The 16,186-nt window shown below is 71.7% G+C and carries 12 protein-coding genes; 6 read left to right on the forward strand and 6 right to left on the reverse strand.

Features of this window, described 5'->3' with window-relative positions; all coding sequences use genetic code 11:
* Window positions 1-139 precede the first annotated feature (139 nt).
* Window positions 140-3,319 carry a penicillin acylase family protein gene (locus tag BM085_RS22325; protein ID WP_093888878.1) on the reverse strand — a complete coding sequence of 1,060 codons (3,180 nt, stop codon included), beginning with the start codon at window positions 3,317-3,319 and terminating at the stop codon, window positions 140-142.
* A gap of 398 nt (window positions 3,320-3,717) precedes the next feature.
* Between BM085_RS22325 and BM085_RS22330 the strand changes: the two genes are divergently transcribed.
* Together BM085_RS22330 and BM085_RS22335 are read left to right on the forward strand one after the other, a co-directional pair.
* Entirely contained in the window at window positions 3,718-4,086 is a 369-nt protein-coding gene (locus BM085_RS22330) for a hypothetical protein (RefSeq protein WP_093888879.1), read from the forward strand.
* A gap of 448 nt (window positions 4,087-4,534) precedes the next feature.
* Window positions 4,535-7,510 (forward strand): glycine--tRNA ligase, encoded by a 2,976-nt coding sequence (locus tag BM085_RS22335; RefSeq protein WP_093888880.1) that lies wholly within the window; start codon window positions 4,535-4,537, stop codon window positions 7,508-7,510.
* Between the two features lie 66 nt (window positions 7,511-7,576).
* Here BM085_RS22335 and pdxR read toward each other — a convergent pair whose 3' ends face one another.
* Window positions 7,577-9,001, reverse strand: a complete 1,425-nt coding sequence (gene pdxR, locus BM085_RS22340) for a MocR-like pyridoxine biosynthesis transcription factor PdxR (RefSeq protein ID WP_093888881.1) — start codon at window positions 8,999-9,001, stop codon at window positions 7,577-7,579.
* Window positions 9,002-9,265: 264 nt separating this feature from the next.
* On the opposite strand from pdxR, the gene BM085_RS22345 reads away from it, so the two are divergent.
* A complete protein-coding gene (locus BM085_RS22345; RefSeq protein ID WP_093888882.1) occupies window positions 9,266-10,591 on the forward strand; it encodes an alpha-amylase family protein in 1,326 nt (441 codons plus the stop codon).
* 126 nt (window positions 10,592-10,717) lie between these two features.
* Window positions 10,718-11,149, forward strand: a complete 432-nt coding sequence (locus BM085_RS22350; RefSeq protein WP_143121019.1) for a hypothetical protein — start codon at window positions 10,718-10,720, stop codon at window positions 11,147-11,149.
* 34 nt (window positions 11,150-11,183) lie between these two features.
* On the opposite strand, the gene BM085_RS22355 is transcribed toward BM085_RS22350, so the two are convergent.
* The gene (locus BM085_RS22355) at window positions 11,184-11,378 is read right to left on the reverse strand and encodes a hypothetical protein (RefSeq protein ID WP_143121020.1); all 195 of its coding nucleotides are present in this window, start codon (window positions 11,376-11,378) and stop codon (window positions 11,184-11,186) included.
* 97 nt (window positions 11,379-11,475) lie between these two features.
* Between BM085_RS22355 and BM085_RS46870 the strand changes: the two genes are divergently transcribed.
* Window positions 11,476-11,895: a MarR family winged helix-turn-helix transcriptional regulator gene (locus BM085_RS46870; protein WP_093888885.1), complete on the forward strand. Its 420-nt coding sequence runs from the start codon at window positions 11,476-11,478 to the stop codon at window positions 11,893-11,895.
* A 7-nt stretch (window positions 11,896-11,902) separates the two neighbouring features.
* Here the strand turns inward: BM085_RS46870 and BM085_RS22365 are convergent, their stop codons facing one another.
* From BM085_RS22365 to BM085_RS22375, 3 genes are all read right to left on the reverse strand, one after another.
* Window positions 11,903-13,501, reverse strand: a complete 1,599-nt coding sequence (locus tag BM085_RS22365) for a PP2C family protein-serine/threonine phosphatase (protein ID WP_177245214.1) — start codon at window positions 13,499-13,501, stop codon at window positions 11,903-11,905.
* A gap of 152 nt (window positions 13,502-13,653) precedes the next feature.
* Window positions 13,654-14,589, reverse strand: a complete 936-nt coding sequence (locus BM085_RS22370; RefSeq protein ID WP_093888887.1) for a sensor histidine kinase — start codon at window positions 14,587-14,589, stop codon at window positions 13,654-13,656.
* Window positions 14,589-14,981, reverse strand: a complete 393-nt coding sequence (locus BM085_RS22375) for an STAS domain-containing protein (protein WP_177245215.1) — start codon at window positions 14,979-14,981, stop codon at window positions 14,589-14,591. The genes BM085_RS22370 and BM085_RS22375 overlap by 1 nt, the downstream gene beginning before the upstream one ends.
* Window positions 14,982-15,130: 149 nt before the next feature.
* Between BM085_RS22375 and BM085_RS22380 the strand changes: the two genes are divergently transcribed.
* Window positions 15,131-16,105 (forward strand): NAD-dependent epimerase/dehydratase family protein, encoded by a 975-nt coding sequence (locus BM085_RS22380; protein ID WP_093888989.1) that lies wholly within the window; start codon window positions 15,131-15,133, stop codon window positions 16,103-16,105.
* Window positions 16,106-16,186 lie beyond the last annotated feature (81 nt).

Genomic DNA, 16,186 nt, shown 5'->3' on the forward strand with positions numbered 1-16,186 from the left:
CGTCACTGGGCTTCTCATCTCAGTACGGCCCCGGCTCCGTAGCCGGGCTCCGCGTCTCAGTACGGCCCCGGCTCCGCAACCGGGCTCCGCGTCTCAATACGGTCCGGCCGTCACCGGGGAAAGATCTCCGGCTCGTAGGTCACCGGGAGTAGACCTCCAGCTCGTAGAGGGAGTAGCCGTACGACGTCGCGCGTGTGACGCCCCGTACGCGGACGTAGCGGGCGGTGGCCGGGGTGAACGTCACGTTGTCCACGCCGCCGTTCCCGGTGGTGGTGGAGTGGACGGTGGTCCAGGTGGACCCGTCGGACGACGTCTGGATCGAGTAGCCGGACCCGTAGGCCGACTCCCAGCGCAGCACCGTCCGGGCCACGGTCGTGGCGGATCCGAGGTCGACCTGGAGGTACTGGTCGTCACTGGCCGCGCTCGACCAGCGGGTCGTCGGGTCGCCGTCGACGGCCTTGCTCGCCGGGTAGAGGAAGGACTGGGTGCTGGACGCGCTCGCCTTCTTTCCGCCGGCCAGGTTGGCGACGGCGTCGCCCCGGTGGGCGGGGAAGGACACGACCTGCTGGTAGGTCGGCCGGTTCTGCCAGGAGATCAGCGACTGCTTGATCCCGCCGAGCGGCGACTGCCGGACGGCGTCGGCGCACCACTGGTCGCCCGCCGCGCACACGCCGTCCGCCGGGTAGGTCGTCGTCGCGGGCTCCGCGAGCGCCGCCGACAGGCTGTTCAGCAGGACCGTACGGCAGCCCGCCGGCGTGCCGCCCCCGCAGTGCCTGCCGGGCAGCGGGCCGGAGACCGGGTCGCCGAGCACGGCCCGGACGTCCTTGCTCACGTAGCCCCACCAGCCGTACTGGAACGCCGAGCCCTTGTGCGTCTGGGCCTCGTTCGCGGAGCCGGGCAGGCTGGAGACGTCGCCCTGCTGGTGGCCCGAGGGTGATTCGTTGATCTGGAGGGCGTTGACCAGCGACTGGTACAGGTCGTCTCCCAGGCTGGGCTTGAACTGCGCCTGGACGAGCTTGGGCCACCACGCGTCGAACACGCGGATCGCGTCGGCGTGCGCGTAGGTCTTGCCGCCGGGCGAGGCCTCCAGCCTCCTGGCTCCCGACGACGCCCAGGCGGACAGCTTGGAGACCGCCGAGGCGAGGGCCGGGTCGGTCACGGTCGCGCTGTTGATCATTCGGAGCAGGTCGGGCAGGACCTTCCTGCCGCGCAGGTCGGTCGTGGCGGCCTCAGCCATGATCTTGACGGTGCCCGCCCGGTCGAGCTTGCCGGATCCGGACAGGGCCGCCTTGACCGGGGCGTCCAGCAGGTCGGCCCGGTGAACCGGCCCGAAGCTGAAGTTGCCGTCCGCGGCGCCGTAGTCCTTGGCCTGCTTGTTGTTCCAGCTGACCAGGTAGTCCTGGTCGGCCGTCTGCGGATGGGTGGCGGGAGCCGTGTACGTGGCGGTGTTGGTGGACGGGTCGAAGCCCGCCCACTCGTGGGCCGCGTCGGCCGTCATCGGGAGGTTCGGGTCGGACACCGCGGATCTGACCGGGCTGTTGCCCGACATGAAGTAGGCCGCGTCGGAGGAGTTCACGTAGAACCAGTTGAACGCGTAGCCGATCTTGGAGGCCGAGGCCGCGAACGCCGCCGCGTCGCCCATCTGCGCCGGTTCGTTGAACATCTGGAACCCGATCGCCGAGTCCGCCTCGTGCTGGTAGGTCGAGCGCAGGGTGGCGAAGGCGGTGGGCTGCCCGTTGACGGTGCCGCGCCAGCTCACCAGGCCGTACTTCGTGCGTTTCATCACGAGGTCGTACGAACCGGCGGCGGTGGAGTCGGCGGTGGTGGGCTTCCACGTGTTGGTCTTCTTCAGCGTCTCCATCGCCGTGCAGGCGCCGCGGTAGAGGTAGTGGTCCGACGCCGTGGTCGCCGTACCGCCGCCGGGTTCGCAGAGCTGGAGGGCGTAGGTGTCGGTGATGTCCTGGCCGCTGGAGGTCGCGCTCCAGGCGTAGTCCGTGCCCCGGCCGAGCAGCACGTAGAGGTTGAGCCCGGCGAACGCCGCTCCGCGCGCCCGGATGCCGGGTCCGGAGAGCTCCTCCAGCATGAGCAGCTGAGGGGCGAAGTAGCCCGTCTGCGGGCCGAACACCGCGATCGGATGTCCGGAGGCGGACTTGGCCGCCGACACCACCACGGCGTTGGACATGCCGGGCTTGGAGTTGTCGACGACCAGTCCGTCCAGCAGGCCCCGGGAGGGCGAGGCCGAGGTGGTGGCCGACCCGGTCTCGTTCTCGGTGATGTCCACGGGGGCCGTCGCCGGGTCGGGGAGGACGGTCCCGGTGGCGCCGGCCGCGTTCCCCGAGGGGAAGCTCTGGCCGTTGTGCAGGGTGAGCGTGGCCTCCGGGTCGTTCTGCGCCCGGAAGGCCGCCCAGACCTGGTCGCCGGTCGCCGTGCCGTACCGGGCCCGCGCCGCCACCCGCACCAGTGCGGACTGCATCTCCGCCCCGCCGCCTCCGCCGAACAGCCCGCCGACCACCCCGGAGACCGCGATCAGGTCGGTCATGGTGAAGTCCTCGGGGCCGCCCGCGTTGGTGACCGCGTCGAGGTGCCCGGTCAGGACGTACTCGCCGGGACAGTTCCGGTCCGCCATGCAGCGGTCGATGTAGGCGTTGATCCCGCTCACGTAGTTCTGCACGTCGGCGTAGAGCTGCGCGCCCCGGGTGCCGGAGGTCCTGAGCCGGTTGATCTGCGCCTGCAGGTCCGCCTCGGTGTAGGGGGAGTTGCGCCAGACGCTCTGTTCCAGCGCGCGGTTGCCGGGCGCGCCGCCGGCGAACGGCGTCAGTTCGCCACGGCCGACGTGCCGCATCAGGTCCATCACCCACAGGCGGTCCTGCGCGCCCGCGTACCCGGCGCCGAACATCGTGCCTTCCCTGGTCGTCCCGGTGATGTGCGGGACGCCGGTCGCCTTGTCACGGACGATCGTCACGTCCGCCCGGGGGCTCGTGGTGCTCTGCACCTGGCCCGCCGGCACGCCGAACGAGCTGTCGTTGAAGAACGTGGTGATCTGGTCGTCGGTCAGGCCGGTGTAGCCGGAGAGGAGGTCGGCGTACTTGCCGAGCTGGTCGTCACTGTGTCGCGGCATCGTGCCCAGTGACTGGTTGGCGAGGATCTCGACCAGGGTCGCGTTGCCGTTCTGGCCGGGCGGCAGGATGTCCGCGCATTCGCCGAGGCAGTAGTCGTCGGTGGTGAAGGTGGCTGCCGATGCGGGCACGACGAGGGATGCCAGCGTGAGGATCGCGAGCGCGGAGCCTGCCGTGATCTTCCGCCGGAGACGTGCGTGCATGTGAGAACCCCCAAAACATGAGGCGTACTCGAATGTTGGGAGGAACATACGCTCGGACCAACGGTGAATCAATGGCCGTTCCGGCAATCGTCCGCACAAGGCCATGACTCGCCGTCATGGCGGGAGTCGGGCCGCGCTCGCCGCACTCGGGCCGCGCTCGCCGTACGCGGGAAACACCCTCACCGCACTCGGGGGACGCGCTCGCCGCACTCGGGGGACACCTCTCCGTACTCGGGAAACGCCCTCGGCCGCCGCGTGGAGGCCGTCCGGCGCCCGGTGGCAGGAAGCTGCCACCGGAGGGGAACTTGCTGACTCCGATCCGCCTGTTCCACGGACCCCGGAAGGCGCAGAGTTGGTTGTACCGGAAGAGAACAACCACTCAGGAAAAGAGAAAAGAAATGAAGAACTCCACCGCCTCCCTCGCCAATTTAAACGTCGCCGCCAAGATCTCGGCCGCGATTGTCTCGACCGCCATCGGATTCACCGCCCTCATCGGCGGCCAGGCCGTCTCGACCGCGGCCGGCACCACCTGGGACTCGGCCTCGTCGGTCATGGCGGGCACCACCTGGGACTCCACCGACGGCACCACCTGGGACTCGGCCTCGCTGCTCGCGGAGGGCACCACCTGGGACTCCGCGAGCACCGACGGCACCACGTGGGACTCCACCGCCGGCACCACCTGGGACTCCGCGAGCACCGACGGCACGACCTGGGACTCCACCGCCGGCACCACCTGGGACTCCGCGGCCACCACCACGTCGCTCTGAAAAACCCCGGAGAACAAGCCCGGAAACAAATGAGATAACCAAAGAAAACCGGCCGAGGAAACAGAGCGGAAAACCTCACGGGAACCGCCCGGACCACCGGCCGAAAGATTAACCGATAATCACCCTCCCGCCGGAAAACGGCGAAGAAAGCTCGGAGCGACCGACGGACACCTCGTCATCCGGGCGACAGCCGGCAAGGACACGACCGGCACACCGAACCGCGTGAACCGGCACACCGAACCGCGTGAAGACGACCGCGGCTCCCCCGCCCCAGAAGCCCCCACCACGCCGGACCCTACCGGCGACTCCAGGACTTCCGCGACGACTTTCGAGCGGGTGGATAGACTTCGGAAACCGCCGACTCGCCATCTGTCCGGCGTTTGTCTTCCGATCTCTTCCGAGACCGGTTCTCACACCCATTCGACGATCACTTCCTGGGGTTCCGGCCATGCTCACCATGCAAGACGCTCTCCTCGCGCTGACGCGGTACTGGACCGAGCAGGGATGCATGGTGGTGCAGCCCATGAACACCGAGGTCGGGGCGGGCACCCTGAACCCGGCGACCGCGCTGCGCGTGCTGGGGCCCGAGCCGTGGCGGGTGGCCTACGTCGAGCCGAGCGTCCGGCCCGACGACTCCCGTTACGGCGACAACCCGAACCGGCTGCAGACGCACACCCAGTTCCAGGTGATCCTCAAGCCCGAGCCGGGCGACCCGCAGGAGCTCTACCTCGGCAGCCTCAGGGCGCTGGGCATCGACATCGACCGGCACGACGTCCGCTTCGTGGAGGACAACTGGGCGTCCCCGGCGCTCGGGGCGTGGGGGCTCGGCTGGGAGGTGTGGCTGGACGGCCTGGAGATCACCCAGTTCACCTACTTCCAGCAGGCCGGCGGCATGACGCTGGACCCGGTGTCGGTGGAGATCACCTACGGGATGGAGCGCATCATCATGGCGCTCCAGGGCGTGGACCACTTCAAGGACATCGCCTACGCGCCCGGCATCTCCTACGGCGAGGCGTTCGGCCAGGCCGAGTACGAGATGAGCCGCTACTACCTCGACGACGCCGACGTCACCGCGCAGCGCGGCCTCTTCGAGGCGTACGCGGCGGAGGCCGACCGGCTGGTCGAGGCGCGCCTGCCCGTCCCCGCCCACACGTACGTGCTGAAGTGCTCCCAGGCGTTCAACGTCCTGGACTCACGCGGGGCGATCTCCACGACCGAGCGGGCCCAGGCGTTCGCCCGGATGCGCAGGCTCGCGCACAGCGTCGCCAAGCTCTGGGTGGAACGCCGCGCCGAGCTCGGCTACCCGCTCGGCGGCGTGGACGTCCCGCCTGCCGGGGCGGTGGCCGCGCGGAGCCCGCAAGCCGGCACGGACCAGACGCTCGCCTTCGAGATCGGCGTCGAGGAGCTGCCGCCCGCCGAGACGACCCGGGCCGCCGACGCCGTACGGCAGGCGCTCACCGAGAAGCTGTCCGCCACGCGGCTGCGGCACGGGTCCGTCACCGTGATGTCCTCGCCGCGGCGCATCGTGGCGCTCGTCGAGGACATCGCGCCTCGCGAGGACGACGACGAGCAGACCGTCCGCGGTCCGCGCCTGTCGGCGGCCTACGACGCCGACGGCGCTCCGACCAGGGCGGCGCAGGGCTTCGCGCGCGGCCAGGGCATCGACGTCGCCGAGCTGGCGCCGCTGAGCGCCGGTGGCGGCGAGTACGTGGGATACGTCAAGCATGTCCCCGGCCGTCCCGCCGGAGAGGTGCTCGCCACGATCCTGCCGGAGATCGTCACCGGTCTGCGCGCCGAGAAGAACATGCGCTGGCGCTCACCGGGCCTGTCCTACAGCCGCCCGATCCGCTGGATCACCGCGTTGCTGGGCGCGGAGGTCGTGCCGTTCACGGTCGCCGACCTGGCCTCCGGCCGGTCCAGCCGCGTGCACCGCACCGCCGCCGAACCCGTCATCACTCTCAGCACCGCGACCGGCTACGTGGAGACGCTGCGCCGCCACGCGATCGAACCCGACGCCGCCGTACGGCGCGACGACATCGTCGCGCAGGCGGCCCGGCTCGCCGCGAGCGCGGGCGGAAGGGTCGACTTCGAGGCCGAGAGCGCGCTCGTGGACGAGGTCACGAACCTGGTCGAGGCTCCCGTCGCGATCCTGGGGACGTTCGACGAGAAGTATCTGGAGCTTCCGGCGGCGATCCTGACGACCGTCATGAAGAAGCACCAGCGCTACTTCCCGGTCCTGGACGGCGACGGCCGGCTGCTGAACCGGTTCGTGACCATCGCCAACGGCGAGTGCGACCACGACGCGGTGCGGGCCGGGAACGGAGCGGTCCTGCGCGCCCGCTACGAGGACGCCGGGTTCTTCTGGCGCAACGACCTGGCGACCCCGCTCGCCGAGATGAAGGAGCGTCTGGCGCGGCTCACCTTCGAGACCCGGCTGGGTTCGGTCGCCGAGCGCGCCGACCGCGTCGACGCGATCGCCGCGGACCTGGCCGCGCGGGTACGGCTCGGCGGGGACGACGCCGAGACGCTGCGCCGGGCCGGCCGGCTCGCCAAGTTCGACCTGGGGTCCGAGCTCGTCATCGAGCTGTCCAGCCTCGCCGGGGTGATGGCCCGCGAGTACGCGCGCCAGGCCGGCGAGCCGGACGCCGTCGCCGAAGCCCTGTACGAGATGGAGCTTCCGCGCCAGGCGGGCGACGCGCTGCCGCGGAGCCGTCCCGGGGCGCTGCTCGCGCTCGCCGACCGGTTCGACCTGCTGGCGGGGCTGTTCGCGATCGGCTCCGAACCGACCGGGAGCTCCGATCCGTTCGGGCTCCGGCGGGCGGCCCTCGGAGTGATCAACATCCTGCGGGCCCATCCCGGCCTGGAGGGCCTCACGCTGCGGGAGGCGCTCGCGATCGCCGCGAGCCACCAGCCCGTCCCCACGGACGCCCACCTGCCCGGCCAGGTGCTGGACTTCGTCAGGCGCCGGTTCGAGCAGCTCATGCTCGAACAGGGCCACCCCGCCGCGAACATCCGGGCCGTCGCCGGCCTCGTCGACAGCCCCGTCCGCGCCGAGCGGACCCTCGACCACCTCGCCGCCCTGTCGAGGACCCCGGACTTCCAGGAGCTCGAAGCCGCGGTCCAGCGCGTCCGCCGCATCATCCCGGCCGGCGCCACGCCCGGCTACGACCCGGCGCTGTTCGACAGCCCGGCGGAAGAGGCACTGGCCACCGCCCTGGAGAAGGCCCACGCGGGCCTGCGCGGGGAGGGCGACCTGCGGCGCTTCGCCGCCGAGGCGGCCGTCGTCGTCCATCCGGTCACCGTGTTCTTCGACGAGGTGCTGGTCATGGCGGACGACCCGGCCGTCAGAGCCAACCGGCTCGGTCTCCTCGCCGCCGTCCACGACCTGGCCGCCGGATACCTGGACTGGAAGGAGCTTTCCTGACCGGAAAGGGGTCTCCCATCTCCTGGATCAGTGTCCGGCCTGGACCGGGTCCGGGCAGGCGGCCGTTCACCTCCCGGACCGGAGCGCCGCTCCGGCCTGCGTGAGAACGTCCGCGAGGGTGTCGAGCGCGGCCGGATACACATGCTCGCGCGGCGTGCCGTACCCGACGATGATCGCCTGCGGGTGGTCTCCGGGGCGGTGCCAGTGGCCGCCCAGGCTCCCCAGCGCCACGCCCCGCGCCGACGCGTGAGCGAGCGTCTCCTGCTCGCCGGGCCCGCCGGCGGGCAGGGTGACCATCGCGTGGAGCCCCGCCGCGATGCCGTGGACGGCCAGACCGGGGATGGAGCCCAGGCGGGCCAGCAGAAGGTCCCGGCGGCGCCGGTAGTGCAGGCGGCAGGCGCGGATGTGCCGGTCGTAGACGTGCGTGGTGATCAGGTCGGCGAGAGCCAGCTGCCCGACCGCCTCGGTGTGGTGGTCGAGGTGCAGCTTGGCGTCCACCACCGGCTCGACGAGGCGGTGCGGCAGCGCCATCCAGCCCAGCCGCAGCGCGGGGCCGAGGGTCTTGGACGCGCTGCCCAGGTAGGCGACGCGGTCGGGCGCCATGCCCTGGAGGGCGCCGACGGGCTGGCGGTCGTAGCGGAACTCGCCGTCGTAGTCGTCCTCGACGATCAGGCCGTCGTGGGCGCGCGCCCACTCGGTGAGGGCGCGGCGGCGGGCCGGGTGCAGGGTGACCCCGGTCGGATACTGGTGGGCCGGGGTCACCACGACCGCGTCCACCCTCTCGTGGTCGCGCAGCAGGTCGGGGCGGGCCCCCCGGCCGTCCACCGGGAGCGCGACGACGGCCGGCCCGGCCCGCCGGACCACCTCCCGGTGGAAGCCCAGCCCCGGGTCCTCCATGGCGATCGCGGCCGTCCCGGCGTCGCCGAGCACCCGGGCCAGCAGGGCCAGGCCCTGGACGTAGCCGGAGGTGATCACGATCTGCCCGGGGGTCGCGAGCACACCCCGGGTCCGTCCCAGGTATTCGGCCAGCGCGACGCGGAGCTCGATCCGCCCGCGCGGATCGCCGTAGTCGTATGCCTCGGCCGACGTCGCGGCGAGCGCGCGGCGGGTGGCGCGCACCCAGGCCTCCGTGGGGAAGGTGCCCACGTCGGGGCTGCCCGGCCGCAGGTCGTAGCGGGGCGCGACGGCATCCCGCCGTGGCGGCGGCGCGGGTGCGGGACGGCGCGTGAGGTCGGCGACCGTGGTGCCGGATCCCCGGCGGGCGGTCAGGTAGCCCTCGGCGATCAGCTGGTCGTAGGCGGCGCTCACCGTGCCGCGGGACAGGCCGAGCTCGGCGGCCAGCTTGCGGGTCGAGGGCATCCGGGCCCCGGGCGCGAGCCGTCCGGCACGGACGGCGTCGCGCAGGGCGTGCTCCAGACCGGACCGGCGGCCGGTCGCGGTGTCGAGTTCCAGATACAGGTCGACGCCGAAAGTGGCCCAAAATTCTGACACGGTACTGCACCTTATTGCAGATCCAGTGCTTTTCCCGGCGCACTGACATGACCACGACCGGCCGGCAGTGGACGCGCTCGCTCCGAGCTCCGCGAGGCGCCTCACCGCCCCGCGTGACGGGCCCTCCCGTACGGCCTCCGCGCCGCCCCGCCCCCCGCCGGTTGTACGCGGCGCCTGATCGGGCAGGCTGGATTACCTGATCCGGGGTAGCCGGTCTCCGCGGGCCGTACGGCCCGCACTAGGGAGCCGGGGTGGGGGGCGTACATGGCGGCGTGGGTGGACCACACGATCTTCTGGCATGTCTATCCGCTTGGGTTCGCGGACGCGGAGAGCGCGGCGCCGGCTCCCGGGACGCCGGTCCGGCACCGCCTGCGGCAGCTCGAACCGTGGCTGGACTACGCCGTGGACCTGGGCTGCTCGGGGCTGCTGCTGGGCCCGATATTCGCCGCGGAGACCCACGGCTACGACACCGTCGACCATTTCCGGATCGATCCGCGGCTCGGCGACGACGAGGACTTCGACCGCCTCGTCGCGGCGGCGCGCGCGCGTGGCCTGCGGATCGTCCTGGACGGGGTGTTCAACCACGTGGGCCGGGGATTCCCGGCGTTCGCGCGGGCGACGGCCGCCGACCCCGACCCGCGCTACGCGCGCTGGTTCCGGCCGTCCGGGGAGGGCGACGGGCCGGATTACGCGACCTTCGAAGGGCATCACCGGCTCGTGGCCCTCAACCACGAGGAGCCGGAGGTGCTCGACCACGTCGTACGGGTCATGGACCACTGGCTGGATCGGGGCGCGTCCGGCTGGCGTCTCGACGCGGCCTACGCGGTGCCCGCCGGCTTCTGGCGCGGCGTCCTGGCACGGGTCCGGCCGCTCCACCCCGACGCGTGGTTCGTCGGGGAGGTGATCCACGGCGACTACGCCGAATACGTCATGGTGAGCGGCCTGGACTCGGTCACCCAGTACGAGCTGTGGAAGGCGATCTGGAGCTCGCTCAACGACGGCAACTTCTTCGAGCTCGCCTGGACCCTGGACCGGCACAACAGCCTGCTCGACGCCGTGCCGCCCCCGCTGACCTTCGTCGGCAACCACGACGTGACCAGGCTGGCCAGCCGTCTCGCCGATGAGCGGCACCTGGGCCACGCGCTCGCCGTGCTGTTCACCGTGGGCGGCGTCCCCAGCGTCTACTACGGCGACGAGCAGGCCTTCCACGGCGTCAAGGAGGAACGGGAGGGCGGGGACGACGCGATCCGCCCCGCCTTCCCCGGCCGTCCGGACGCCCTCTCTCCCCTGGGATGGCCCGTCTACCGGCTGCACCAGCGCCTGATCGGCCTGCGCCGCCGCCATCCGTGGCTGGTCAGAGCCCACACCGCCGCCCATCACCTGACCAATCGGACTGTCGCGCTGGTGTCGACCGGCGCGGACGACCCGGGCCTCAGGATCGTGACGCTGCTCAACACCGACGACCGGCCCTGCCTCTTCCCGCTGGAGACCGGCGGGCTCACCGTGGAGGAGACGTCGGAGCCGGCGCCCGCCTCCGGGGACCCGGCGCTCGTCCCCGCCCACGGCTGGACGGTGCTCAGCGGCCGATGACCTCTGCAGACGCAACCGTGACCGCCGCCACCGCGTCCGGGAGGCCCGGCGCCACCGGCCCCTGGCTGGCCGGACATTTGATCCCTGGGAACCACCACATGGGAATACAGAAGGTACGGTCGGCTCATGTCTGAGCGCAGCATGCCGCACGACGCCGCCTCCTGGGCGTGTCCCCACGGGCAGGACGCCCGCCGAGGCTGCGTGGCCTGCTACGAGGAATCGGTCAGCCCCGACCCGGCGCTGCCGTTCTGGGAGGTCGCCGCCTGGTTCACCACGGAGCGGCCGATCCCCATCAGGACCCTTCAGGACGTTCACCACCACGGCCGGCGCTTCGCCCTCGACCAGCCGTCCACGCCGCTGGTCTACCTCCTGACCGGCCACGCCCGCGCCCACGACAGCGTCGAGGCCATCGCGGGCGTGATCGGCTTTCTCCTCCACAACCGGCACGTGGTGGCCAACTTCACCGTGACGGAGACCCGGGCCGCACCCCAGTCGCCGCCCAGGACCAGCACGACCCGCCAGACGGACGTGTGGCTCGACGACCGGCGAGGCGGCTGAGGGGCGAGACGCCGCCGGAAGGGGGCGCGGCTGCTCAGTCCTCGAACGGCTGCTCAGTCCTCGATGCGCCGGTCGAGCTCAGCTTGACGCCGATGATCTGCGGGACGGCCACATTGGTGATCGTCGCGCTGGAGACGACCATCGCTACCGCCAGTGCGGTGAAGGCGAGCCCCGCCCACCGCGCCCGGCTGTCCCCGCGCGCCGTCTCCGGCGATCTCGTCGCACTCACGCCGGCCGCCTCCTCGAAGTCCAACACTAAGTGCCCTTAGCTTCATTCGGATAACGTGGCCTGAGAGTTTCATCCGAGTACCGGCAGATGGAGTTTCATGGACGATCTCGCGTCCTGGCCGACGGGCCGCCTCCTCCTGGTCGCCGCGCGCCTGGTGGAGCGTGAGTGGAACGCCGTGCTCGCCGAGCGCGGCCTCACCCACGCGGGGTTCCTCACCCTGAACGCGCTCGGCGACGGCCCCCGGACCCAGCGGGAGCTCGCGGCCCGCACCTACGTCGAGGAGCAGACGATCCGCCCGGTGCTCGACCGGCTCGAACGCAACGGCCACATCAGCAGGGAGCGCGACCCGGCGGACCGGCGCCGCGTGATGGTGACCCGCACCCCCCGGGGAGAGCGGACGTATACCGCGCTCCTGGCCGGCGACTCCGCCGAGCGGATCATCGCCGACCGGGTGGAGGACCCCGAGGTCCTGCGGGCCGAGCTGATCCGGCTGATCAGCGGCATCCACGGGCAGTGACCCGGCGTCAGCCGTCCCGGCGGGGGAGCATCATGACCTCGCCGTTCTGGGTGACCTGGGTGACCAGGACGCAGGTGTCGTCGGCCGCGTTGGCCGGGACCATGGCGTCCATGACCGCCAGGAGCCGGTCCTGGGAGCCGGGAGCGATCGGCCGGAGGGCCTCGGTCAGGGCGGCGCTCATGAGATCCAGGCCCTCGTAGAGGTCGCTGCCGCGCTTCTCGATGAGCCCGTCGGTGAACATCACCATGAGGTCGTCGGGCCGGAGCCGTATGGTGCCGCAGGTGTAGGCGGCGTCCTCGAAGACGCCGAGCAGCACGCCCGGATGGAGCAGGCGCTCCACGTGCGAGCCCCGGGCCAGGAGCATCGGGGGGTGACCGGCGTGGGTCCACCGCAGGGTGCGGTCGGCCGGGTGGTAGCGGGCCACGAGCGCGGTGGCCAGCACGTCGGGCCGGAGCTTGCACAGCAGGCGGTTCAGCACGGTGAGGATCTCCGCCGGGTCGTGGTCGGCGAAGGCCAGGCCGGTGATCGCGTGACGCAGCTTCGCCATGGCGGAGGCGGCGGCCAGCCCGTTGCCGGCCACGTCCCCGACGGCGAGCAGCACGTCGCCGTCGTCCAGGCCGATCGCCTGGTACCAGTCCCCGCCGAGGTAGTCCGCCGTCTCGGCGGGCTGGTAGCGGGCGGCCACCCGCAGGCCGGGCAGGAGGTAGGGCTCGTTCTGGACCGGCATGATGATTTTCTGCAGGTGGGCGGTGAGCTGGTTCTCCTCCTCCAGCCGCCGGCTGACGCTGGCCAGCTCGTCGGCCGTCCGGCGCCAGCCGGTGATGTCCTGCATGACCCCGTGGATCTCCAGGGGCCGGCCCGCCGCGTCGAGGGTCGCCTCGGCCGAAATGCGGATGTGGCGGAGGGAGCCGTCCACCTCGATCCGGACTTCGAGCTCGTGGGGCCCGCCGCCGCGCGTCCACCTGTCCGCCGCCCCCGCGAGGAGCGGCGCGTCCTCGCTGTGGACGAGGGTGGAGTACTCCTCGATGGTGAGGGGGCCCTCCGCAGGATCGCGCCCGTGGATGCGGTAGAGCTGCGGCGACCAGACGACCTCCCCGGTGACCATGTTCCAGCGTCCCCAGCCGAGGTTGCCCAGGTGCTCGGTGCGGGCGAGACGGGCCTCCAGCCGCTGCCCGAGGTCGTCGCGGACCCAGGTGACGAGCAGGCCGTCGTCGAGGCGGGCGATCCGGATGGCGTAGGTCGAGCGGTGCGGGACGCCGTCGGCGACCTCGACGTGCTCGTACGGGCTGTACCGCTCGGGCGCGCCGGTCTCCATCACCCGCAGGTATGCCTGCCAGAGGGGCGTTTGCGCCACCGACGGGTAGGTCTGCCGGGTGCGCAGGCCGATCATCTCCTCGCCCCGTCGGCCGTGGATGTCCTCCGCCTCCGGGCTCACGGCCTGGACGAGGAGGTCGACGATCGTTCCGGTGGCGTCACGGATCGGCACGGACCAGCTCGCCGATCCGGGCATCACGTCGAGCACGGCCTGCACCGCCGCCGTGGAGGCGGAGACGCGCTCCGCGTCGATCGTTCCGGGAAGCGGCGCGGCCCCGATGGTGGTCTCCATGACGTTCGACCTGCCGGAGGGCAGCAGGCGACGTCCGTCTCCTGGGCTCAGAATCGCTTCCTTCCGCATGGCCGTAACCGGCCTGGGGGAGCCTGGTGGCGGGCGAAGTGCCGTCACGGGCTCTGACAGAGGGGGTGGGATGTGCGGACGGTTCAGGTGCTGAAATACACGCGGACGGTGGTGCCGTCCTGGTTGGTGTGGATGCGGACCAGGTCGCTGAGCAGGTTGGTGACGAGCAGGCCGCGAGAGCCCCGCTGGCGGGGATCGGCCGGCCGGCGTCCGGCAAGGGGGTCGAGGATGTGACCGGCGTCGGTGACGTCTACGGCCACCTGCCCGTTCTCGGCCCAGATACGCACCGTCCCCGAACCTCCCCCGTAGTCGAGGCTGTTGGCCGCCAGCTCGCTGGCGATCAGCCGCAGGTCCTCCAGGCGCTCTCCGCAGAGCCCCATGGAGGCGGCGTGCCCGACGACGAAGTCACGCACGCGCCCCAGGTCGCCGCCGGCGAATCCGAGGGCGGCGGCGTCCACGGGGTCGGGCAGCGGCTGGTTGTAGTCCTGGATGATCCGTTCGGGCGCGTAGACGCGGCTGGTGCGCTGGCCGTACCCGTCCATGACGACGGGATGGGTCATCTCGGCCTCCGCGATGACCGAGGGGTCCAGCCCGTCGAGATCATAGGGACACAGGATGGTGACGGCGCGGCCGGAGAACGCGAGGTTGATCAGCGCCTCGTGCTGGACGCACGCGGGATACTCCGTCGCCGACCGGCCGGCCCAGATCGGCTCGCCGATGATGCGGACCCTGCCGGCGGGGTGGAGGTCGGCGAAGGCGCGCAGGACGCCGGGGATGATGCGCCCCGGATTGCGACCGGCCCGCGTCATGTCGAGGAAGCGCACCTCGGAGGCCGCCTCGCCGAGCTCGGCCCGCAGCAGCTCCACGTTCTGCGGGGGCACGGCCACCGCGACCGGCTCTCCGGCCGCCAGGCCCTCACGGATGAACGGCACGGTGCCGTCGAGATACTGCCGGGCCCCGCGGTAGAACAGCGCGGGATGGACGAACGGATCCACCGCGGTGGTCGTCGTCGTGGTCATCACGTCTCCACTTCGATCGGGAAAGAGTCCGGTCCGATCAAGGCGAGTACGGATCTCAGACAGTAGGGCGCGTGGTGCAGGAACACCTTCTTGCCCCTGGGGAGGCCGCGCGCGGCCTGGGTCAGCAGCCATGTTCCCCGGACGTCGACGAACGTGAGCCCGGCGAGGTCGATGTGCATGTCGTCGCCCTGGGTGACCAGCCCGCCCAGCGCCTCTTCCCACAGCCTCCTGGTCGTGCGGTCGATGTCACCGCTGACCTTCAGGCGGACCGGCGGGCCGGTCAGGTCGATGTGGAGGTCATGGGGGGACGGCCCGCGGACTCCGGATGTCGAGGAGCCGGGTCCGGCGGCCGGTGACGGCCCGCGCGGTCTCACCTCTGGCCAGATCGTCACGGTGACCATCCTGAAGTCGACGATGGACACCTCCAACGTACCTGTTGTCGCCTTTAACAGCGAAAAGGATGCGCTCAACCGCACGCCACGGCCCGCGGGATGAAGGATAAGTCTGAGCCGGATGCACTTTATGCAGGAAAATGACCCTCATGCGTATTCTGATCATCGGTGGAACCCGGTTCGTCGGCCGGCACATCACCGAGGCCGCGATGGCGGCCGGACACGAGGTCTCCCTGCTGCACCGGGGGCAGACCGGGCCGGAGCTGTTCCCCGAGGCGGAGCACCTGCGGGCCGACCGGAACGAGGACCTGTCCATCCTGCGTGACCGGCGGTGGGACGCGACGATCGACGCCAGCGCCTACCTTCCGTCGCAGATCGCCTCCCTGGCCGAGGTGCTCTCCACGGACCAGTACGTCTTCGTCTCCACCACGGCGGTCTACGCCGACCCGCCCGCGCCGGGCTTCACCGAGGACTCGCCGCTGGCCGAGCCCGACGGCCCGGTCGAGGAGACGGTCACCGCCGAGACCTACGGGCCGCTGAAGGTGCTCTGCGAGCGCGCCGCGCTCGACCGCTTCGGGCCGGGGACGCTGGTCGTACGGCCGACCTACGTGATCGGCCCGCACGACTACACGGGCCGCTTCACCTACTGGGTCAACCGGATCGCACGCGGCGGCGAGGTCCTGGCCCCGGGCGACCCGTCGGTCCCGATCCAGGTGATCGACGGACGTGACATGGGCGCCTGGATCGTCGCCATGGTCGAGAAGACGGACTCGGGGACCTTCCACGCGGTCAGCCCGCCCCCGCCGTTCTCCTTCGGCGACATGCTGGAGACGATCGTGGCCGAGGTCGGGCCACCGGGGACCACGCTGACCTGGGTCGGGCAGGAGTTCCTGCGCGCCGAGGGGGAGGACGGGCGGTCGCTGCCGCTCTGGCAGCAGGGCGGCGGAGCGGCCAACACCGCGGACCCGGCCGCCGCGACCGCGGCCGGACTCGCCCCGCGCCCCCTCCGCCGGTCGGTGCGCGAGATCCGCGAGTCCGAGGCCTCGTTCACCACGGCCACGACGATCAGCCCGGACCGGGAGGCCGAGCTTCTGGCCAGGTGGCACTCCCGTCAGCAGGGGTGACCGCTCACCCGCCGCTCCGGCCGCGCCCGGCCCCGCCGGGGTGACCGGTCCTCGACGCGCCCGGAGACCTGGCCGCGGCCG

Origin of the sequence: Streptosporangium canum, from assembly GCF_900113865.1 — a bacterium.
GTDB lineage: Bacteria > Actinomycetota > Actinomycetes > Streptosporangiales > Streptosporangiaceae > Streptosporangium > Streptosporangium canum.

Coding starts and splice junctions, on each gene's coding strand:
- BM085_RS22325 (WP_093888878.1), bottom strand. CDS start 3,319: ATGCACGCACGTCTCCGGCGGAAGATCACGGCAGGCTCCGCGCTCGCG.
- BM085_RS22370 (WP_093888887.1), bottom strand. CDS start 14,589: ATGACCACGACGACGACCACCGCGGTGGATCCGTTCGTCCATCCCGCG.
- BM085_RS22380 (WP_093888989.1), top strand. CDS start 15,131: ATGCGTATTCTGATCATCGGTGGAACCCGGTTCGTCGGCCGGCACATC.
- BM085_RS22330 (WP_093888879.1), top strand. CDS start 3,718: ATGAAGAACTCCACCGCCTCCCTCGCCAATTTAAACGTCGCCGCCAAG.
- BM085_RS22345 (WP_093888882.1), top strand. CDS start 9,266: ATGGCGGCGTGGGTGGACCACACGATCTTCTGGCATGTCTATCCGCTT.
- BM085_RS22350 (WP_143121019.1), top strand. CDS start 10,718: ATGTCTGAGCGCAGCATGCCGCACGACGCCGCCTCCTGGGCGTGTCCC.
- BM085_RS22365 (WP_177245214.1), bottom strand. CDS start 13,501: ATGGAGACCACCATCGGGGCCGCGCCGCTTCCCGGAACGATCGACGCG.
- BM085_RS46870 (WP_093888885.1), top strand. CDS start 11,476: ATGGACGATCTCGCGTCCTGGCCGACGGGCCGCCTCCTCCTGGTCGCC.
- BM085_RS22335 (WP_093888880.1), top strand. CDS start 4,535: ATGCTCACCATGCAAGACGCTCTCCTCGCGCTGACGCGGTACTGGACC.